This is a genomic window from Enterobacter cloacae complex sp. 2024EL-00711 (genome assembly GCF_047529885.1).
Classification (GTDB): Bacteria; Pseudomonadota; Gammaproteobacteria; order Enterobacterales; family Enterobacteriaceae; genus Enterobacter; species Enterobacter ludwigii.
This window is the reverse complement of sequence record NZ_JBLIZC010000009.1, coordinates 1-19,174: the sequence shown is the minus strand read 5'-3', so window position 1 is coordinate 19,174 and position 19,174 is coordinate 1. Positions and strand designations below refer to the sequence as shown.

At 56.4% G+C, this 19,174-nt stretch carries 20 protein-coding genes; 3 read left to right on the top strand and 17 right to left on the bottom strand.

All coding sequences use genetic code 11. The features are described 5' to 3' along the window. Positions 1 to 5: 5 nt before the first annotated feature. The 15 genes from phnO to ACMVME_RS19945 all read right to left on the bottom strand — a co-directional run bounded on the left by phnO (position 6) and on the right by ACMVME_RS19945 (position 10,889). On the bottom strand, positions 6 to 440 hold the full coding sequence (phnO, locus tag ACMVME_RS20015) for an aminoalkylphosphonate N-acetyltransferase (protein ID WP_014168256.1): 435 nt from the start codon (positions 438 to 440) through the stop codon (positions 6 to 8). After that, positions 433 to 984, bottom strand: coding sequence for a ribose 1,5-bisphosphokinase (phnN, locus tag ACMVME_RS20010; protein ID WP_040018699.1), 552 nt, complete (start codon positions 982 to 984; stop codon positions 433 to 435). Before phnN ends, phnO begins: the two co-directional genes overlap by 8 nt. Continuing rightward, a complete protein-coding gene (gene phnM, locus ACMVME_RS20005) occupies positions 981 to 2,117 on the bottom strand; it encodes an alpha-D-ribose 1-methylphosphonate 5-triphosphate diphosphatase (RefSeq protein ID WP_014168258.1) in 1,137 nt (378 codons plus the stop codon). The genes phnN and phnM overlap by 4 nt, the downstream gene beginning before the upstream one ends. Then, positions 2,114 to 2,794, bottom strand: a complete 681-nt coding sequence (gene phnL, locus ACMVME_RS20000; RefSeq protein ID WP_014168259.1) for a phosphonate C-P lyase system protein PhnL — start codon at positions 2,792 to 2,794, stop codon at positions 2,114 to 2,116. The genes phnM and phnL overlap by 4 nt, the downstream gene beginning before the upstream one ends. A gap of 9 nt (positions 2,795 to 2,803) precedes the next feature. After that, a complete protein-coding gene (gene phnK, locus ACMVME_RS19995; RefSeq protein ID WP_014168260.1) occupies positions 2,804 to 3,559 on the bottom strand; it encodes a phosphonate C-P lyase system protein PhnK in 756 nt (251 codons plus the stop codon). Next, a complete protein-coding gene (gene phnJ / locus ACMVME_RS19990; RefSeq protein WP_014168261.1) occupies positions 3,556 to 4,401 on the bottom strand; it encodes an alpha-D-ribose 1-methylphosphonate 5-phosphate C-P-lyase PhnJ in 846 nt (281 codons plus the stop codon). Before phnJ ends, phnK begins: the two co-directional genes overlap by 4 nt. Next, positions 4,394 to 5,458: a carbon-phosphorus lyase complex subunit PhnI gene (locus tag ACMVME_RS19985; RefSeq protein WP_025206371.1), complete on the bottom strand. Its 1,065-nt coding sequence runs from the start codon at positions 5,456 to 5,458 to the stop codon at positions 4,394 to 4,396. The genes phnJ and ACMVME_RS19985 overlap by 8 nt, the downstream gene beginning before the upstream one ends. After that, on the bottom strand, positions 5,458 to 6,042 hold the full coding sequence (phnH, locus tag ACMVME_RS19980) for a phosphonate C-P lyase system protein PhnH (protein ID WP_068795434.1): 585 nt from the start codon (positions 6,040 to 6,042) through the stop codon (positions 5,458 to 5,460). The genes ACMVME_RS19985 and phnH overlap by 1 nt, the downstream gene beginning before the upstream one ends. Beyond that, on the bottom strand, positions 6,039 to 6,491 hold the full coding sequence (gene phnG / locus ACMVME_RS19975) for a phosphonate C-P lyase system protein PhnG (protein ID WP_068795435.1): 453 nt from the start codon (positions 6,489 to 6,491) through the stop codon (positions 6,039 to 6,041). The genes phnH and phnG overlap by 4 nt, the downstream gene beginning before the upstream one ends. Continuing rightward, entirely contained in the window at positions 6,492 to 7,217 is a 726-nt protein-coding gene (gene phnF / locus ACMVME_RS19970; protein WP_068795436.1) for a phosphonate metabolism transcriptional regulator PhnF, read from the bottom strand. A 20-nt stretch (positions 7,218 to 7,237) separates the two neighbouring features. Further along, entirely contained in the window at positions 7,238 to 8,017 is a 780-nt protein-coding gene (phnE, locus tag ACMVME_RS19965; protein ID WP_044857801.1) for a phosphonate ABC transporter, permease protein PhnE, read from the bottom strand. A gap of 52 nt (positions 8,018 to 8,069) precedes the next feature. After that, a complete protein-coding gene (phnD, locus tag ACMVME_RS19960; protein WP_014168267.1) occupies positions 8,070 to 9,086 on the bottom strand; it encodes a phosphonate ABC transporter substrate-binding protein in 1,017 nt (338 codons plus the stop codon). Positions 9,087 to 9,110: 24 nt separating this feature from the next. After that, on the bottom strand, positions 9,111 to 9,899 hold the full coding sequence (phnC, locus tag ACMVME_RS19955; protein ID WP_414743490.1) for a phosphonate ABC transporter ATP-binding protein: 789 nt from the start codon (positions 9,897 to 9,899) through the stop codon (positions 9,111 to 9,113). Positions 9,900 to 10,035: 136 nt separating this feature from the next. After that, a complete protein-coding gene (yjdN, locus tag ACMVME_RS19950) occupies positions 10,036 to 10,473 on the bottom strand; it encodes a VOC family metalloprotein YjdN (RefSeq protein ID WP_068795437.1) in 438 nt (145 codons plus the stop codon). An 80-nt stretch (positions 10,474 to 10,553) separates the two neighbouring features. Next, complete coding sequence (locus ACMVME_RS19945) at positions 10,554 to 10,889, bottom strand: zinc ribbon domain-containing protein YjdM (protein WP_068795438.1); 336 nt, start codon at positions 10,887 to 10,889, stop codon at positions 10,554 to 10,556. Positions 10,890 to 11,484: 595 nt separating this feature from the next. Between ACMVME_RS19945 and crfC the strand changes: the two genes are divergently transcribed. Together crfC and ACMVME_RS19935 are read left to right on the top strand one after the other, a co-directional pair. After that, entirely contained in the window at positions 11,485 to 13,839 is a 2,355-nt protein-coding gene (crfC, locus tag ACMVME_RS19940; RefSeq protein ID WP_020882809.1) for a clamp-binding protein CrfC, read from the top strand. Continuing rightward, entirely contained in the window at positions 13,836 to 14,714 is an 879-nt protein-coding gene (locus ACMVME_RS19935; protein ID WP_014168272.1) for a diguanylate cyclase regulator RdcB family protein, read from the top strand. Before crfC ends, ACMVME_RS19935 begins: the two co-directional genes overlap by 4 nt. Before the next feature lie 32 nt (positions 14,715 to 14,746). Here the strand turns inward: ACMVME_RS19935 and kdgT are convergent, their stop codons facing one another. Beyond that, positions 14,747 to 15,739: a 2-keto-3-deoxygluconate transporter gene (kdgT, locus tag ACMVME_RS19930; protein WP_068795439.1), complete on the bottom strand. Its 993-nt coding sequence runs from the start codon at positions 15,737 to 15,739 to the stop codon at positions 14,747 to 14,749. A gap of 649 nt (positions 15,740 to 16,388) precedes the next feature. Here kdgT and proP point away from each other — a divergent pair. Next, complete coding sequence (proP, locus tag ACMVME_RS19925; protein WP_020882807.1) at positions 16,389 to 17,891, top strand: glycine betaine/L-proline transporter ProP; 1,503 nt, start codon at positions 16,389 to 16,391, stop codon at positions 17,889 to 17,891. Positions 17,892 to 17,923: 32 nt separating this feature from the next. Here the strand turns inward: proP and ACMVME_RS19920 are convergent, their stop codons facing one another. Further along, positions 17,924 to 18,877, bottom strand: a complete 954-nt coding sequence (locus tag ACMVME_RS19920) for a nickel/cobalt transporter (RefSeq protein WP_025206367.1) — start codon at positions 18,875 to 18,877, stop codon at positions 17,924 to 17,926. Positions 18,878 to 19,174 lie beyond the last annotated feature (297 nt).

Below are 19,174 nucleotides of genomic sequence, written 5' to 3'. Positions count from 1 at the left end.
CACCTCTACAATAGTTTGGTGAAACGAAAATGGCTCTGCGTATACCCTTCACGAGCATAAAAACGGTGAGCGTCCAGGCGCTTCACGCTGGTGGATAGCTCTGTCAGTTCAGCGCCCGCCTGCCGCGCCACGTTCTCCGCCCAGGCCAACAGCTGGCTGCCCACCCTGAGACCGCGCGCCTGTGGCATGACCACCAGCTCCTGGATCTCGCCAATCCATCTGGCGTGGTGCAGGTGAAACTGCATATGCAGTCCAATCATGCCCACCACCTGGCCGTTTAGTTCAGCCAGCTGGTAGCGCATATTGTGGTCCTGCAGATTGGCAAGATACCCGGCGTGGAACGCCTGATGATCAAACTCACTCTGCTTGAGTTCGCAAATCAGCGCGTAAACAATCTGCGCATCGTCGGCAGTGGCGGGGCGAAGCTGGCAGTCAGGCATGCTGTTTCTCCTTCTGACGGATAAGCGTTAAAAAGTTATCGACTGACTGTAGCAAACTTCCGTCGTTATTGAGGATATGACAGTTCGATGGGGTATAGCGCGCCGCACGTTCAAGCCGCTGCTCGATCTCTTTGGCGTTTTCACGACCCCGGCTCTGCAACCGGCTGCGCAGCACATCAGGCGAGACCTGCAGACAGACCGGCAACAGCGCTGCTTCATAGCGAGCGCGCGCTTGTTGAAGGTGTGCGCGTGAGCCGTTGACCAGCACGTCGAACCCGGCGTGCAGCCACAGGTCTGTCTCGATGCCTATCCCGTAGTAATAACCGTTGGCGTGCCAGCTAAGCGCCAGCAGATTTTGCCCGGCGCGCGTGAAAAATTCCGGCTCGCTCAGGGCGATATGGTTCTCACTCCCGGCATTCGCCGCACGGGTGATATAGCGGTGCGCAACCAGAAGCTGGGGATGTTCCCGCTGCCGTAACGCGGACAGCAGGCTGTCCTTACCAGAGCCTGACGGCCCCATTAGCCAGATTAGTCTTCCCATCAGAACACCCGTTTCCCCTGACGCCAGACGTGGTCGATATGGATGTGCTCGCCCTTACGGTGAACCAGCACCAGATCCGCCCGTTTACCTTCAGCTATCTCTCCACGATCGTGAAGATTGAGTGCCGTTGCCGGGTTTTTCGTTACCAGACGAATCGCCTGCGGCAGCGTAAAGCGATTGTTTTCGTCAGCCGCGACCCGGAAGGCGGCGTCCAGCAGGCTGGCGGGGTAGTAGTCGGACGAGAGGATATCCAGCAGACCTAGCGACGCGAGCGCGCTTGCCGCCACGTTGCCGGAGTGTGAGCCGCCGCGCACGATATTCGGCGCCCCCATCAGGACGTTCATGCCATGGGTGCGGGAGGCTTCTGCTGCTTCAAACGTGGTGGGAAATTCAGCGATTACGCTGCCAAGCTGGTGTGATTCGCGCACATGTTCATGCGTCGCATCATCATGGCTGGCTAAGGCAATGTTGCGATCCCGACACATGGCGGCAATGGAGAGTCGGTTTGGTTGAGACCACTGCGCCGCAAGCTGTCGCTGTTCCTCTTCATAACGCGCCATTTCCTCGTTGGTCAGCGCGTATTTTCCCTGATAGTACTCGCGGTATTTCTCTATTCTGGCGAACTGACGCTGCCCCGGCGAGTGGTCCATCAACGAGACCAGTGAGACCGGCTCGCGGTCCACCAGCTTTTCAAACAGCGGCAGAGTGGTGTGATGCGGGAGTTCACACCGCAGGTGCAAACGATGCTCGGCGCGGTTAAGGCCGCGTTTTTGCGTCTCTTCCACGGCGTTGATCATCTTCTCAAGGTTTTCCAGACGGTCGCCGCCGTCGCGCACGTCGCCAATCGCTACGGCGTCCAGCACGGTAGTGATGCCGCTGGCGACCATCAGCGCGTCATGGCTGCTCATCGCGGAATGAGCTGGCCAGTCGACTTTCGGACGCGGGGTAAAGAATTTATCCAGATTATCGGTGTGCAGTTCGATAAGGCCCGGCAGCAGCCAGCCCCCTTCACCGTCCATCGCTTCCGGGGCGCGGCTCTGGGTTTCCGCAAAGGCGCGGATCTCTCCGGCCTGGATCTCAATCGAGCCATCAACGACTTCATTTTCCAGCACCAGCTTTACGTTATTCACGATCATGCGAGCGTCCCCATCGGGTGCAGCCTGTCTGCGACGCGGGAGCGAACGGTGTCGTCGTGGAAGATCCCCACGATCGCCGCGCCGCGTGCTTTGGCCTGTTCGATCAGTTCAACCACCGCCGCGCTGTTCTTACTGTCGAGCGAGGCAGTGGGTTCATCAAGCAGTAAAATCGGGTAGTCGACGATAAACCCGCGGGCGATGTTCACCCGCTGCTGCTCGCCACCGGAAAAGGTCGACGGGGCAAGGTGCCAGAGGTGTTCCGGCACGTTCAGGCGCGTGAGCAGGCCGGCGGCTTTCGCGGCACAGGTCTCGCGCGGAACGCCCAGGTCCAGCAGCGGCTGCATGACCACGTCCAGGGCGGAGATCCGTGGGATCACCCGCAAAAACTGGCTGACCCAGCCGATCGTCGAGCGGCGCACGTCCAGCACCTTACGCGCCGGCGCTTGCACCAGATCGACCCATTCATTGCCATGACGAATATAGATATGGCCTTCGTCCGGCAGATAGTTGGCGTACAGGGAGCGCAGCAGCGTCGATTTGCCGCTGCCGGAATGGCCGTGCAACACCACGCATTCACCCTTGCTAACGTCCAGAGAGGCGCTGTGCAGGACCGGCAGGCGCACGCCGTTTTGCTGGTGGAGCACAAAGGTCTTACTGACATTTTCTACGCGGATCATGGGGGCCTCTTAATTCTGCAATACCGATGACACCAGCAGCTGGGTGTACGGATGGTGGGGATCGTCGAGTACGCGGTCGGTCAGCCCACTTTCCACCACCTGACCCTGCTTCATCACCAGAAGACGGTCCGCCAGCAGGCGGGCAACGCCTAAATCATGGGTGACAATCACCACGGCCAGGTTCAGTTCCACCACCAGGCCGCGCAGCAGGTCGAGCAGACGCGCCTGAACGGAGACGTCCAGCCCACCGGTGGGTTCATCCATAAACACCAGCTTAGGGTGAGTGACGAGATTGCGGGCAATCTGCAGGCGCTGCTGCATACCGCCGGAGAAGGTGGTGGGCAGGTCATCAATGCGCGAGGTGGGGATCTCCACATCGCTCAGCCATTGCTGTGCCGTGGCGCGGATGTTGCCGTAATGGCGTGCGCCGGTGGCCATCAGCCTTTCACCGATATTGCCTCCGGCCGAGACCTGCCGGCGCAGGCCGTCCATGGGATGTTGATGCACCACGCCCCATTCGGTGCGCAGCAGGCGACGGCGTTCGGCCTCGCTCATGCCGTACAGCGACCGGCCCTCATATAAAATGTCGCCCTTTTGCGGCGTCAGTCGTGCAGAGATAGATTTCAGCAGGGTGGTTTTGCCCGAGCCGGACTCGCCGACAATGCCCAGCACCTCGCCCGGCCACAGCTCAAACGAGACGCCGCTGAAGCCTTTGCCCGGCGCGTAAAGGTGGGTCAGGTTGTTAACCGAAAGCAGCGGTTTCATTGGCTTTTCGCCTCGCTCTGTTGGCGGCAGAAGTCGGTGTCGGAGCAGACAAACATCCGTTTGCCCGTGTCATCCAGCACCACTTCGTCCAGATAGCTGTGTTTTGAGCCGCAAATGGCGCACGGCTCGTCCCACTCCTGCACCGTAAACGGGTGGTCGTCGAAATCGAGACTCTCCACGCGGGTGTAAGGCGGTACGGCGTAGATGCGTTTTTCACGCCCGGCACCAAACAGCTGCAGGGCAGGCATCATGTCCATCTTCGGGTTGTCGAATTTGGGGATGGGGGACGGGTCCATCACGTAGCGTCCATTGACCTTGACCGGATAGGCGTAGGTTGTGGCGATATGGCCGAAGCGGGCGATATCCTCATACAACTTTACCTGCATGACGCCGTACTCTTCCAGGGCGTGCATGGTGCGGGTTTCCGTTTCACGCGGCTCGATAAAGCGCAGGGGCTCCGGAATAGGCACCTGAAAAATCAAAATCTGATCTTCCGTCAGCGGCGTTTCCGGAATGCGGTGACGGGTCTGGATCAGCGTCGCATCTTCGGTTTTTTCGGTGGTATTGACGCCCGTCACGCGTTGAAAGAACTGGCGAATCGACACGGCGTTGGTGGTGTCATCAGCCCCCTGGTCGATGACCTTCAGCACGTCCGACTCGCCGATGACGCTGGCGGTCAGCTGAATGCCGCCGGTACCCCAGCCGTAAGGCATGGGCATTTCGCGGCCGCCGAACGGCACCTGATAACCGGGGATAGCCACCGCTTTCAAAATGGCGCGGCGGATCATGCGTTTGGTTTGTTCATCCAGATAAGCAAAGTTGTAGCCGCTTAAGTTAGTCATGTGCGCGCTCCCGTTGCAGGCGTTTCAGCAGTTCCAGTTCGGCCTGGAAATCGACGTAGTGCGGCAGCTTGAGGTGGGAAACGAAGCCCGCGGCCTCGACGTTATCCGCATGGGCCAGCACGAACTCCTCGTCCTGCGCCGGGCCGGAGACCGCTTCGCCGTAGTCCGGTGCCTGCAGGGCACGGTCGACCAGCGCCATCGCCATCGCCTTGCGCTCACTCATGCCGAACACCAGCCCGTAACCGCGGGTAAAATGCGGGGCCTCGTTCTCGGGAGCGACAAATCCATTCACCATTTCGCATTCGGTCATGAGCAGTTCGCCGACGTTCACCGCAAAACCCAGCTCTTCGGGCACGATCTCGACGTTAAGGAAGCCGCTACGAATCTCCGCCGCGAACGGATGGTTGCGGCCGTAGCCACGCTGGGTGGAGTAGGCCAGCGCCAGTAAATACCCCTCGTCGCCGCGCATCAGTTGCTGCAGGCGCGACGAGCGTGAACAGGGGTAAACCGGCGGCGTGCGGGTGATGTCGTCAGGTTGCGCGCCAGTATCGTCTTCGGCCTTCGCCAGACCCTGTTTCGCCAGCAGGCTAAAAACGTGCGGGGAGGGAACCTGCTCTGCATCCGAGGTGCTCAACTGGGGCGTTTCGCCGTTCGCCAGCAGGGTGAAATCCAGCAGACGGTGGGTGTAGTCATAGGTGGGCCCAAGCAGCTGGCCACCGGGGATGTCTTTATAGACCGCCGAAATACGACGTTCCAGACGCATTTCTGCCGTATTGATCGGTTCGCTCACCGCCAGTTTCGCCAGCGTGGTGCGATAAGCACGCAGCAGGAAGATGGCTTCGACATTGTCGCCGCTGGCCTGTTTCAGCGCCAGCGCCGCCAGTTCGCGGTCAGCGACGCCGCCTTCAGTCATTACCCGGTCGACGGCCAGATTGAGCTGCTGCTCAATCTGGGTGACGCTGAGCTCGGGAAGCGCGTCATCACCCCGTCGTCTGTGCGCCTGCAAGGCATGGGCGGCGGCGATAGCCTTTTCGCCCCCTTTGACGGCAACGTACATCAGCACACCTCCACATGAGTGGTACGAGGGATGGCCAGCAGGCGTTCTCCGCAGGTGAGGATCAGGTCAATACAGAGTGGGAACGGATGCGGGCGTTCGGTCAGTTCATGAATGATGCACTCCGGCAGCTGTGGTGCGACCATGCGCTCTTCGGCAATACCCGCCCCCGTGAGGCGCAGCATGCGGCCACCGCTCAGGCTTGATACCTGCAAAATCAGCGTGGCGCTGGTCTCCGGTGCCACCGCGCTTCCTTCGCTCAGGGCATTAAGCTGCTCGTGGCTGATTTGCTCGTCGGCCACGGCAAACACCGCCTGCCGGGGTTGTTCAACCAGCGGGGCGTTGGTGTGAAAGCGCAGGTTCTGGCTGGCGATATCATTCGATAACGCGCCAGAGAGCCACACCGGGGTGTCGTTGTCGGCGAGCGTCAGCAGTACGCTGGTGGTCGCCAGATTCAGCGGCAGCCAGCCCTGGGAGAGCTGATGCAGCGAGACGATGACGCCCGGCTCGCTCATGGCTTTCAGCAGGCGACGAAAACTTTGTTGGGCATCCTGGACGGCCAGGGTAAAAGCGGGTTGAAGCGTCATGCGTTATCTCCGCGAACGAGCGTAAAGAAGTCGACCCGACTGGTGTTTATCTGGGCCTGGCGGGCGGCAATCAGTGCGGCACGGTCGGCTTCCAGCGGGGCAATAAGGGTTTCCATCAGGGTCTGGAAATGAGGTTGTTCCTGTAACAGGGCGTCAATCACCGCGCAGCGTTCGGCGTGTGGTTTGTCGCGCCCGAGCACGTAGCTGTAGCCCAGCGTGCCGCTGTTCAGGCGGATCACTGCGCGGGTGAGGGTGGCATCGCCGGCGAAGAAGCGCTCACCGGTACCGCCCATACGCGCCTGGATCTGCACCAGACCGATTTCCGGCGCGCGGATGAGGTCATATTCCGGCGTCAGATTCAGCGCCTGCATGCGGTCCGAAAGCGCAGCGGGCTGGCTGTGCGCCAGGATGCCCATCCAGCGCTGGCGGGTGGAGGTATCGAAATGCATTCAGTGCTCCATGGTGAATTCGATCATGTCGGCGCGGGTCAGGCTGACGGAGTATTCCGTCGCGTCGATCTCGCCGTCACGGTGGTTGAGGGTGCGAACGCAGAGCAGCGGAGCCATGTTGGGGATCTCCAGCACTTTGCTCTCTTTGGCCTGCGCGCGGCGGGCGCTGATGCGCGTCTGGGTACGTTTAAGCGCGATGCCCGTGGCATCCTGAAGAAAATCATGCAGCGAGCCGCTGGAGAAATTTTGCAGCACCGGCCACAGCGCCAGGTCGGCGAAGTAGTGGTCTATCTGGCACACCGCCACGCCGTTGACCCGACGCAGGGTACGCAGGTGGATGACATTGTCGCCCTCCTGAATGCCCAGCGCGTCCGCGACGTGGCTTGAGGCCGGGCGCAGCACCGACAGCAGTTTTTCGCTGGTCGGGTGGCTGCCCTGATCCAGCAGGTTCTGGCTAAAACGCGCCTGCGCATTGAGCGGATAGTCAAACGGACGCATCAACACCAGCACGCCGATGCCCTGACGGCGCTGCACCCAGCCGCGCTCGACCAGCTGATCAATGGCGCGGCGCAGCGTGTGTCGGTTCACTTCATAGCGGTCGGCAAGCTGCTGCTCGGCAGGCAGGTAGTCTCCGCAGCGGTAGTGGGTGCGAAGTTCCACCTCGAGCTTTGCCGCTATCTCTTGCCAGCGGGTAGGGTAACTGGTCGGATGTCTGGATAAGTGCATACAAATCAAAGCCTCGCTTCTCAGATGAAGTGCTTACGCAAACGTTGAGACATAAAATCCAGCAGGCTGACGGTGATGATAATGAGCACCATCAGGGCGCAGGTTTGCTGGAACTGGAACCCGCGAATCGCTTCCCACAGCGTGACGCCAATACCGCCTGCGCCCACCATGCCGACGACAGTGGCGGAACGAACGTTGGATTCGAAACGGTACAGGGAGTAGGAGATCAGCAGCGGCATCACCTGGGGCAGTACGCCGAAGAGAATCTCTTCAATTTTGTTGGCGCCCGTTGCGCGGATCCCTTCGACCGGGCCCGGCTCGATAGCTTCCACCGCCTCGGAGAGCAGCTTGGAGAGCACGCCGGTGGTATGAATAAACAGCGCCATCACCCCGGCGAACGGACCCAGGCCGACGGCCACCACGAACAGCATGGCAAAGACCATTTCGTTGATGGCGCGGCAGGCGTCCATCAGGCGACGCATCGGCTGGTAAATCCACCACGGAACGATGTTCTCGGCGCTCATCAGGCCGAACGGAACAGAAAGGATGACGGCCAGGACGGTGCCCCAGACGGCGATTTGCAGAGTGACCGCCATTTCACTGAGGTAATCCTGCCACTGGCTGAAATCAGGCGGGAAGAAGTCGGCGGCAAAAGTGGCCATATTGCCGGCATCTTTAAACAGCAGCAGCGGATCCATTTCCGCGCCCTGCCAGGAGATAACGAGCACCGCAAGCAAAATGGCCCAGCTAAAAAGCGAGAACCAGCTGCGTTTCGGCGGTGGGAGGGTGATGGTTTGCATGTGTGCCCCTTTGGTCTGAATGCCCTCTCCCACCGGGAGAGGGCGGTAAGCGTTATTGCACCGCTTTATTCACGCTGCTCATGGCGCCGAGCGCCGCGGTCAGGCGGTCAAGGTCTTCGAGCTGAGCCTGAATCGCAGCCACTTTGCTGCTCTTCTCCTCCTCCTTCAGGCCCTTGTTGTCCTTCACGCCCTGCATCTCTTTAAACAGCGCCAGCTGGCGAATCGGGACCAGCTGCAGGTCGCTTGACGGGCGGAAAGGTGCCCAGCCCAGGCGTTCCAGAACCGTTTTTTCTTCCGGCGTTTTGCCGTAATTCATAAAGAAGTCGTACACCTTGTCTTTGGTGGTCTCAGACAGGTTTTTGCGCCAGACGATGGGGTCGCCCGGGATCAGAGGGGATTTCCAGATAACCTTCAGCGCTTTCAGCTTGTCCGGTGCCGAGGTTTTCAGCTTGTCGAGGTTCTCGGTGTTGTTCGTGGCGACATCCACCTGCTTATTGGCCACGGCCAGCGCGTTGGTTTCATGGCTGGCGTTCACGGTGCGCTTAAATTCGCTGGCAGAGGCGTTGTTTTTAGCAAAGACGTAATAGCCCGGCACGAGGAAACCAGAGGTGGAGTTGGGATCGCCGTTACCAAACGTCAGCTCTTTACGTTTGGCGAGCATGTCGTTCAGGTTGTTGATGGGGCTGTCTTTATTGACGATCAGCACGCTCCAGTAACCCGGAGAACCATCCGCGGCAACGGTCTGGGCAAAGACCTGGCCGTTCGCGCGATCCACCGCTTCCATGGCGGAGAGGTTGCCGTACCAGGCGATGTCGACTTTGTTAAAGCGCATCCCCTGGATGATGCCCGCATAGTCCGGGGCGAAGAAGGCGTTCACTTTGATCCCCAGTTTGGTTTCCATATCTTTCAGGAACGGTTCCCACTGAGGTTTCAGGTTCTGCTGTGATTCCGTCGAAATAATGCCAAAGTTCAGCGCTTTTTCCTGCTCCTGGGCGTACGCAGGGCTTAACAGAGTGCTTATGCTGAACATGCTGGTAAACGCCAGCGCGGCAACGGCTTTGTAGCTCATGTACTTTCCTCGGATCGGTTTTAATTAAGCAGCCTGCGCGTTCTCTTCGACGCGGTTAATGCTGCGGTAGAGATGGTCGAAACGGTCGTTATCAAACTGATGGCTTGGGCCATCAAAGAACACATGCCCCTGACGCAACGCGACGATGCGCTCGCAATAGCGCAGGGCGTAGTCCACCTGGTGCAGCGTCACCACTACGGTGATGCCGTCGTTGAGGTTGATGTCGCGCAGGGTTTCCATCACGATGCGAGCCGATTCCGGGTCCAGCGAGGCGATGGGTTTATCGGCAAGAATGATTTGCGCTTTTTGCATCAGGGCACGGGCGATAGCCACGCGCTGCTGCTGTCCACCGGAAAGTGTGGAGACGCGCTGGTGGGCGAAATGCGCCATTCCGACGCGGGTCAGCGCCTGCAACGCTTCCTGCTTTTGAGAGGGGGAGAACCAGCGCAGACAGGTACGCCAGAACGGGGTGCTGCCGAGCGCGCCAATCAGCACGTTCTCCAGTACCGTCAGGCGATTGACCAGGTTGAACTGCTGGAAGATATAGCCCGTCTGGGCGCGGCTTTTGCGGATATCCCGCGCCAGGCGTCCTGCACGCTGCACGGTGTTGCCCAGCAGCTCGACGTGGCTTTCTGAGGTCTTATCACAGGTGATAAGGCCGCTTAAATGACGCATAAGGGTGGATTTACCAGAGCCGGATGGCCCCAGGAGCGCCACCATTTCGCCCTGCTGGACGGTCAGATCAACGGCATGCAGGGCCTTGTTGTGATGAAAGGTCTTGCTCAGTTTCTCGACGCGGATAACAGTTTGCATATGCTGGGCCTCACAATAAATGTGGCCTCATGCTGGCGCATCAATATGACATTTGGGTTAAGTCTCGGTTGCGGGAGTTTGAAGAGTTGAGGGGAGTTTGATGACAGGCGGGGGCAGACTGCCCACCGCCAGAAGATCACTGCTGTTGCTTAACGACGTTAATCATCCACGGCACGCCATATTTGTCGGTGACTTTACCGAAACCGTGCGCCCAGAAGGTCTCCTGCCAGGCCATTTCGATATGGCCGTCCGCGGCCAGATTGTCGAACCAGCGTTTGCCTTCCGCCACGTCCTGGGTGTCCAGCACCAGCGTGAACCCGGCATACTGCGCTTTGCTGCCGGGCGGCTGCCCATCACTCATCATGATATCGCTGCCCGCAATGCGAACATTGGAGTGGGCGATCGCCGAATCCGGAAACTGCATGCCAGACGGACAGCCTTCTTCGCTGCTGTCGCCTTTTGGCATTTCACCGAAGGTGATTTTATAGAGGAGCTCTGCGCCGACGGCGTGCTGATAAAAGGCGGAGGCCTCGGCACAGTTACCGGCGAAAGAGATGTAGGGACTTAACGGCATAATCTATACCTCACGTAAGAAGAGCCCGTTAAGTGTAGTTCTCGCCAGCCCGGTAAGCGAAGCGCCACCGGGCGGGTAAATCAGTTCTTTTTCACAAATTCTGATTTCAGTTTCATCGGGCCAAAGCCGTCAATTTTGCAGTCAATATTATGGTCGCCTTCTACCAGACGGATATTCTTCACCTTAGTGCCGATCTTCAGCATGGAAGAGCTGCCTTTAACCTTCAAATCTTTAATCACGGTGACGCTGTCGCCATCAGCCAGCAGATTACCGTTCGCATCTTTTACAACAAGCGTATCAGTATCGTGCGACGGCTCGGCGTCATTCCATTCGTGAGCGCATTCCGGGCAGATGAACATGCCATTATCTTCATAGGTGTATTCAGAATTGCATTTCGGGCAGTGTGGGAATTGCATAAGGGTATCCTCAAAAAGTGCGTAACACGCTGGAAAGTGCCAGCAAAATGACGGCTGGGTGCCGAAAAAGGGGGCAAGTATAACGCAAATCCACACCGTTGTCGGTGATACTCTATTTAAAAAAAAAGCAAAAAGCGTGTCGCCAGTGACATTTCCTGTCAGTCAGTTAAGCGATGCTTACGGCATTAACACGGTGGAAAGAAATGGCAGTAAATATATCGAATATTTTATTGCAGCAAATTGCTACGCACCTCCATTTCGGATAAGGTGAAGCGACACATTGTTATTTATCTCCTGACTTCCCGTCATCCATATCTTATGGCGGTGACGCATTACCTCTCTTTTTAGGTGGGTAAATAATGATGATATATCCTGAAGTTTCTTAAAAATGGGCCAGGCTTTTATCTTTTGGCTGTCATGCCAGAGGGGAAGCTTTACACGCCATGCAAGGATAGCGATTTATTTCTGATTATCTTCAATCAGTTATATTTCGGTGAACATGTTTTCCACACGTGATCATATAAGCCTGAACAACATAATTAAAACCAGTGGCTTAATAAAAGTAATAAATTTGCGTTAAGGAAAGGCTTTTATCATGCACACACAGACCATTTTTGAATTAAGCCAGGAAGCAGAGCGTTTGTTACAGCTCGCCCTGCAAAATCTTGATACGTTGAAATCAATGCCGACGGCGAAGCTGGAAAGCACCGCCGCAGCCATTACGGGTGAAAAGAACAACGTCTTACCTTTGCATTTTAGTGCGCGGGGTGTCGAAGCCCAGCAGGCTATGCTGAATAATGAATTACGGAAAATAACCCGTCTGGAAATGGTGCTGGCAATTGTGGGCACCATGAAAGCGGGGAAATCGACCACCATTAATGCCATTGTCGGAACCGAAGTGTTACCGAACCGCAACCGACCGATGACGGCGCTCCCGACATTGATCCGTCATACGCCGGGTCAGAAAGAGCCGGTGCTCCATTTTGCTCACGTCTCTCCTATCGATGAATTAATCCTCCTGTTACAGAAAAAGCTCTGCGATTACGATCGCGGGAAGCTGGCGCAGCGTCTGGAAATTGATAAGGACATGATTACGCTGCTGGAAAGAATTGAAAAAGGTGAGGCTTTCGAGAAGCATCACCTTGGTGCGCAGCCGATATTTCATTGTCTGAAAAGCCTTAACGACCTGGTGAGGCTCTCACAGGCGTTGGGCGTCGAGTTTCCGTTCTCTGAATATGCGGCCATCGAACACATTCCGGTGATTGAAGTGGAGTTCGTGCATCTCGCGGGTCTGGATGCCCACCTTGGGCAACTGACGCTGCTTGATACCCCCGGGCCGAATGAGGCCGGGCAACCGCATCTGCAAAAAATGCTGAGCGAGCAGTTATCCCGCGCGTCGGCGGTGCTGGCGGTGATGGATTACACCCAGCTCAAATCGATTTCCGATCAAGAGGTCCGGCAGGCCATTTCAGTCGCCGGTAAATCGGTTCCGCTGTATGCGCTGGTCAATAAATTCGATCAGAAAGATCGTAACAGCGACGATGAAGAACAGGTTAAAGCGATGATCTCCGGCACCTTAATGAAAGGGAATATTTCGCCGGGGCAAATTTATCCCGTTTCGTCGATGTGGGCGTATCTGGCGAACCGCGCCCGTTATGAGATGACTACCCACGGTCAGCTACCGGATCACAAGGAGCAGCGCTGGGTTCAGGATTTTGCCGAAGCCGCGCTGGGACGCCGCTGGCGTACGGAGGATTTGGACGACATCGACCATATTCGTCATGCTGCCGATTTGCTGTGGGAAGATTCGTTATTTGAACAGCCGATCCGCAAGCTTATTTATGCCGCCTATGCCAATGCATCGCTCTTCGCTCTGCGTTCGGCGTCGCATAAGCTGCTTAACTACGCCCAAAACGCCCGAGAGTACCTCGACTTCCGCTACCAGGGGCTGACGGTCGCTTTTGAGGCGCTGGAATTGAATATTGCGCGCCTGGAAGAGGACATGGCCCTGCTGCATACGCGTCAACGCGTGGTGAGCGACGAAGTGAAGCATGAAGTGGAGCAGGCGCTTAACGCCACCGCTGACTTTATGATGTCGCAGAATACTTCACTCCAGCAGGCGATTAGCCATGTGTTTAGCGCTCGCTCTGTTCTCGACCTGGCTGGCATCGAACCGCGGGATCTTCGCCGTGACGAGCCGCAGGCGCTGAAACAGCTGGTACTGGATGATGAAGGGCAGGCGCAAATTGCGCTGAGTAAAATCCGCTCCTCCTGCGAGCTGATCATGCTGGATGCGCAGACGAAGATCGGCCGGGAGCTGGCGTTGCGCTTCGATCAACTGGAGTCGACGCTGGCGCGCTCGCTGAATGAAGCCATGCGGCCAATCGAAACGCGTATTAAAGAACAACTCAGCCATGCGGGTTTTCGCGCGCGGATAAGCTTCCCGGCGTTTCAGGCGCATCAACTTAACTTCAACACCCGGGCGTTGTTTAACGATGCGATTGCGCAGGATCACCGCCCGGCAGGCCAGCCAGCGGGCGCGGCGAGCATGCGTGAAACCGTCTCTCGCTGGCTGAATAACCCGGGCTGGGGCTGGGAAGATTATGTTGTCGCACGAACACGCTATGTCATTGATATTGAACAGCTGCATGAAAAATTCAAGCAGCATATCGATCAGTTCTGTGAACAAATTCGTAAAGCTTTGACCGCCCAGGTCGATGTCTCTGTTACGGCGGGGATGGCAACGTTCTTTGCGGAATTTTCGTTATGCCTGACCGGGTTACAGGAAAGTTTGCGTGATAGCCTCGCAGTACGTCAGCAAAATGAGCATTCGACCCGAGCGCTCAGCCAGCTGTTAAAGCAAAGTATCACGACTGCGACGTGGATACAGGAAGATACCCGACTGTTACGCGATGATATTCAAACCCTATTCGCGGCAGAACAACCATGACAACACAACTACTGGACGGCCCCGGGCGAACGCTGGAGTGTATTCATCCAAAATTTATGGTCGATCTGGTTCAGGGGGTAGACGCGGCGCGTCATCCCCACCCGGGACCACAACAGCTGCAGTTTCGTGAGCGTTTGACCCAGGAGATCATGACGCATACCCGGCTACGGCCCTGGGCGATGGCGGGTATGCTTAATGAAAACGCGGCGCTGCGCCTGGGGCTGGCGGAAAAGCTGGCCGGTATGCTTGACCCCGGGCACCTTGCGCTAACACTGATGGCAGACAAATTGATTGCGCTGCGTCAGCAGACTAACCCGCGGGCCCAGCAATCGCCCGGCCTGATTCAGCAGTACGCTGAGCTTTCCGCTCATTTTACGCAACGAGCCGCCTATAAAGAGAAGGCGCTCTCCCAGCGAGGGCTGACGGTGCAGGCGGGTGAGCACAGCGAACAAATTTTTACCCGCTGGCGAGCCGGTCACTACGATGGCTGGTCGCTGGCCGGGCGTTGCTACGTCGTCCTGGAAGAGCTGCGCTGGGGTGCATTTGGTGATGCCTGTCGCCTGGCGAATGAAGATGTGGCGGCGATGCTCAAGGATAACTTACGCAGTATGGCGGCAAACTATCTTGCGCAGGGCATCAACGCTTCTCCTTCCACCCGCCATTTCTACCATCAGTGGCTGACAACGCCCGCGTCGCCGGGACTGATAGATCATAAAGACATGCTCGGCTGGCTGGGCGACTGGTGTCAGGCGGATAACCATCCGGTGAGCTGGTCGGTGACGCAAAGCTGGCACACTGTCGCGCTGGGTATGCCGAGGCTGTGCTCGGCAAAACGGCTTGTGGATGGGATGGTGGAAGAGATTTTTGGTGGCTGAAATCCCCCTCTCACCGGGAGGGGGAGCACCGGTTAGTGGTGTGTTTCAACAGGCTTAGGCTCTGTCTGAACCTCAGCAACATGTCCGACACGTTTTGCGTACAGTGCGGTGATGATGGGAACCAGAATCGCGGTCACAATCACGCTGGCTGCAACCAGTGCCGTCGCGGACGCGGCCACCGGTTCAAAAGCCGGGTTAATCTGCGCAATGATCACCGGGTTGGCCACGGCTGCACCTGCGGCTGAAGAGGCGGCGATCCCCGCCGTTCCGTTTCCTCCCCCAATGAGCCGGTCGGCAATAATCAGCGGAATACCGGTGATGATGATCACCGCCACGCCCAGCACGATACCCAGCAGACCCGTATCGAGGATGACATTCAGGTTGATGGTGTTACCCAGCGCAAAACCGAAGAACGGGATCAGCACCGGCGTGGCTTTGCTGAAGAAATCACGCAGATCGTGATCCAGGTTACCCAGAGCAAAACCGATCAGGAAGGGCAGGATCGCGCCGATAAAGTGGTGGGGTTCAAAGGACGCCAGGCCAGCAGAGCCCAGAATCAGCATGGTCATCAGCGGACCGGACTCCAGAGACATCAGGACAAATGCACCTGACTCTTCTTTGGTGCCGTACTGGTTCATCAGGCTGGCATACAAACCGCCGTTGGTCATATCCATCGCAGAGACAATTGCCAGAACCGATAATCCGGCGAAGAATCCGGTCTGAATTCCATTCTCCGGAATGAACATCGCACAGATCATTGCCACTACCCAGGCCACGGCAATTTTCGTAATCACCAGCGTGCCGGATTTCCGTAATACGGTGCCTGTTGCCCGTAAATTAATTGAGGCGCCGATACAAAAGAACCAGACGGCCAGAATGGGAACGGTGCCCGTAATCATCCCTTTTGTGAACCCGCCAAAATAAGCGCCGGTTTCAGGAGCCAGGGTATTCAGGATAGCGCCCAGTACAAGTGGAACCAGCATCATACCGCCCGGTATGCGTTCAATCGTGGCTTTAATCTTCATAGATAACCCTCAAATCGTATCCCGCATGGCGGGCGGCAAAAACTAAAAAATAAATCAATAAATTCAATGAATTGAATTTATTTTGGTTCGATGGTGTCATTACCCATGCAATAAAACTAAAAAAGCGGTCCCGGTAAACGCGGTGCCACAGCACCGGGAACGTGGTATTCGGAATTATCATGCGATCATTGGAATGATGATTCAATGAAAATAAAACAGTGTTTTAGTTATCTGCATCACATATTGACGTAAACGTTTTAAACGCGCGTCGGAGGGTTAGAATTTATGTAAATCTGATGTGAAGTAATGGGGTTTCATTTTCCGTTGTCCGGGAAATAATGATGTGTGTGAGGATGTGTTTTTATGGCGATTGAGAACGTGTAGATTTGCGCTAATTGACAAAAACTGCAGTCAGCTGACGTAACATAAATATATGTGTGAAGTTGATCACAAATATAAACACTGGTAGGGTAAAAAGGTCATTAACTGCCCAGGCAGGCGTCAACAGGTTCGGTTGTATCGACGTAAAACGTCAATGTAAGTAAACCTGCTACGCTTGAATAAGGCGATTCGCATGGAGCGGATCCCATGGTTCACAGATCGCATACGGGACTGTGAAACGGACAGGGCCGAGTCTACGAGGATAGCTATGCTCAGAAGGAAAAAAATCAAACCCATCACGCTTCGCGACGTCACCATTATTGATGACGCCAAACTGCGCAAAGCGATCACCGCCGCCTCGCTGGGTAATGCGATGGAATGGTTCGATTTTGGTGTTTACGGCTTTGTGGCCTATGCGTTAGGTAAAGTGTTCTTCCCCGGCGCCGACCCCAGTCTGCAGATGATTGCCGCGCTGGGTACGTTCTCCGTCCCCTTCCTGATTCGCCCGCTGGGTGGTCTGTTCTTCGGTATGCTTGGCGATAAATATGGTCGCCAGAAGATCCTTGCTATCACCATTGTCATTATGTCGATCAGTACGTTCTGTATCGGCCTGATACCGTCCTATGCCAGCATCGGCATCTGGGCTCCGATTCTGCTGCTGCTTTGTAAGATGGCCCAGGGCTTCTCCGTAGGCGGTGAGTATACGGGTGCCTCTATCTTTGTCGCAGAGTATTCCCCGGACCGTAAGCGCGGCTTTATGGGAAGCTGGCTGGACTTCGGCTCGATTGCCGGGTTTGTCCTGGGTGCGGGCGTGGTGGTGCTGATTTCTACCGTCGTCGGTGAAGAGAACTTCCTCTCCTGGGGCTGGCGTATTCCGTTCTTCCTGGCGCTGCCATTAGGGATTATCGGTCTTTACCTGCGTCATGCTCTTGAAGAAACGCCGGCGTTCCAGCAGCACGTTGAGAAGCTGGAGCAGGGCGACCGCGAAGGACTGCAGGATGGCCCGAAAGTCTCCTTTAAAGAGATTGCGACGAAGCACTGGCGCAGCCTGCTGACCTGTATTGGTCTGGTCATCTCCACGAACGTGACCTACTACATGCTGTTGACCTACATGCCGAGCTATCTGTCGCATAACCTGCACTATTCAGAAGACCACGGTGTGCTGATTATCATCGCCATCATGGTGGGTATGCTGTTTGTGCAGCCGATTATGGGGCTGTTGAGCGACCGCTTTGGCCGTCGACCGTTCATTATTCTGGGGAGTGTCGCGCTGTTTGCCCTGGCAATCCCGGCCTTTATTCTGATTAACAGTAATGTGCTGGGTCTGATTTTTGCCGGTCTGCTGATGCTGGCGGTGATCCTTAACTGCTTTATCGGGGTGATGGCGTCGACGCTGCCTGCGATGTTCCCGACACACATTCGGTACAGTGCGCTGGCGGCTGCCTTTAACATCTCGGTGCTGATTGCCGGTCTGACCCCGACGCTTGCCGCCTCGCTGGTGGAAAGTACGCAGAACCTGATGATGCCGGCTTATTACCTGATGGTTATCGCGGTGATTGGTTTGATTACCGGTATTACCATGAAGGAGACGGCGAATCGTCCTCTTAAAGGGGCCACGCCTGCGGCGTCTGATATCCAGGAAGCGAAAGAGATCCTGCGCGAACACTACGATAATGTAGAGCAGAAGATTGAAGATATTGATGCAGAGATTGAAGAGCTGCAGCAAAAACGCTCCCGCCTGGTGGACCAGCATCCACGAATCAACGAGTAATAAAAAACCCGCCGCTGGCGGGTTTTCTTTTATTAGCAGCCTGCGGCGATGTAATCGCCATTGGCGCTGATGGGGAGTACCGTCAGGAACAGCACGGTCGCGAACAGGATCAGGACTATCCCTCCGGCTATTTTAAAGACCGGAACCAGCCAGCTGAGTGAAGCCCCGCCGCCAAACCAGGCCACCGTCCGCTCTCGGGCATAACGTACCGCCAGTGAGAGGCCCATAATCGACAACGCCGTTCCCAGCGACATGGTCATGACCGCGGCCATCCCCCAGGTAACAATACCCAGCGCATTTGAAAACATCAGGATCATGATCGCCCCGCTGCACGGACGCGCACCAATCGCCAGTATGACGCCCAACCGGGTTTTCCAGTCGCCTTGCGCCAGGTCTGCACCTACACCGTGATGACCACAACCACAGTGTTCATTATGTTGATGAAGGGGCGTGATGGCTGAGATAGCCATCCGGCGAGGCCGCAGGCTTTTCAGCGCCTGGTAAATGACAAATACACCAAATGCACCGATGAGCACCGCACTTATCTTCTCGACGTACCAGCGGCTGGTACTGATATCCCCCGATGCGAGGTTAAACCCTACCGCCAGAATAAAGACAAAGAGAATGGCGCTGACGCCCTGCATCAGGCTGCCAAGAAAAGGAACGACCCGGGCGGCCCGTTCGCTTTCTTTATTTGTCGTGAGGTAGGTCGTCACAATGAATTTCCCATGCCCCGGCCCGATGGCATGCAACACGCCATAGAAGAAGGCGCCGGTTAATAGCCATAACCCGCCGCTGTACTGGTGGTTGTTAAGCTGGAGCAGGTACATCACCAGATAACGGTGCAGGGTAATTTGCGTGGCAAGGCACCACTGAAGAAAGGTGTTCCAGTGCGTATGCAGGGTAAACCCGGCTAAGAGGATCGCCAGCAACATGATGCCTGCTGTAGGAAGACGCCAGTCACGCGTCAGTTGTTGTGTGGTCATGGGGTGGCCTGGTGGGGGAATATTTGTCGCTAGTATAGTTGATCTTGCCTGTTAATCCGTAGGATCGCACAGAGATCCCGCCTCAATTGTGGATAAGTCTGTGCGTAAAAGGGTATAAAGCGGGGTTTTGCTGGGGAATACAGCAGTCAGTCATCTTTTTGCAACTTTTAGGTTGCGGCCTGCAGAGAACTCCCTATAATGCGCCTCCATCGACACGGCAGATGTGAATCACTTCACAGTTAACCCGGTCGGTTGAAGAGAAAAAATCCTGAACTTCAGGGTTGACTCTGAAAGAGG

Excerpts from the sequence above, each read along its gene's own strand:
- phnO (WP_014168256.1), bottom strand. The coding sequence starts at position 440 with ATGCCTGACTGCCAGCTTCGCCCCGCCACTGCCGACGATGCGCAGATT.
- phnF (WP_068795436.1), bottom strand. The coding sequence starts at position 7,217 with ATGCACTTATCCAGACATCCGACCAGTTACCCTACCCGCTGGCAAGAG.
- phnD (WP_014168267.1), bottom strand. The coding sequence starts at position 9,086 with ATGAGCTACAAAGCCGTTGCCGCGCTGGCGTTTACCAGCATGTTCAGC.
- phnJ (WP_014168261.1), bottom strand. The coding sequence starts at position 4,401 with ATGACTAACTTAAGCGGCTACAACTTTGCTTATCTGGATGAACAAACC.
- ACMVME_RS19945 (WP_068795438.1), bottom strand. The coding sequence starts at position 10,889 with ATGCAATTCCCACACTGCCCGAAATGCAATTCTGAATACACCTATGAA.
- phnH (WP_068795434.1), bottom strand. The coding sequence starts at position 6,042 with ATGACGCTTCAACCCGCTTTTACCCTGGCCGTCCAGGATGCCCAACAA.
- phnC (WP_414743490.1), bottom strand. The coding sequence starts at position 9,899 with ATGCAAACTGTTATCCGCGTCGAGAAACTGAGCAAGACCTTTCATCAC.
- yjdN (WP_068795437.1), bottom strand. The coding sequence starts at position 10,473 with ATGCCGTTAAGTCCCTACATCTCTTTCGCCGGTAACTGTGCCGAGGCC.
- ACMVME_RS19920 (WP_025206367.1), bottom strand. The coding sequence starts at position 18,877 with ATGACCACACAACAACTGACGCGTGACTGGCGTCTTCCTACAGCAGGC.
- phnM (WP_014168258.1), bottom strand. The coding sequence starts at position 2,117 with ATGATCGTGAATAACGTAAAGCTGGTGCTGGAAAATGAAGTCGTTGAT.
- phnE (WP_044857801.1), bottom strand. The coding sequence starts at position 8,017 with ATGCAAACCATCACCCTCCCACCGCCGAAACGCAGCTGGTTCTCGCTT.
- phnK (WP_014168260.1), bottom strand. The coding sequence starts at position 3,559 with ATGAAACCGCTGCTTTCGGTTAACAACCTGACCCACCTTTACGCGCCG.
- proP (WP_020882807.1), top strand. The coding sequence starts at position 16,389 with ATGCTCAGAAGGAAAAAAATCAAACCCATCACGCTTCGCGACGTCACC.
- ACMVME_RS19985 (WP_025206371.1), bottom strand. The coding sequence starts at position 5,458 with ATGTACGTTGCCGTCAAAGGGGGCGAAAAGGCTATCGCCGCCGCCCAT.
- crfC (WP_020882809.1), top strand. The coding sequence starts at position 11,485 with ATGCACACACAGACCATTTTTGAATTAAGCCAGGAAGCAGAGCGTTTG.
- kdgT (WP_068795439.1), bottom strand. The coding sequence starts at position 15,739 with ATGAAGATTAAAGCCACGATTGAACGCATACCGGGCGGTATGATGCTG.
- ACMVME_RS19935 (WP_014168272.1), top strand. The coding sequence starts at position 13,836 with ATGACAACACAACTACTGGACGGCCCCGGGCGAACGCTGGAGTGTATT.
- phnL (WP_014168259.1), bottom strand. The coding sequence starts at position 2,794 with ATGATCCGCGTAGAAAATGTCAGTAAGACCTTTGTGCTCCACCAGCAA.
- phnG (WP_068795435.1), bottom strand. The coding sequence starts at position 6,491 with ATGCATTTCGATACCTCCACCCGCCAGCGCTGGATGGGCATCCTGGCG.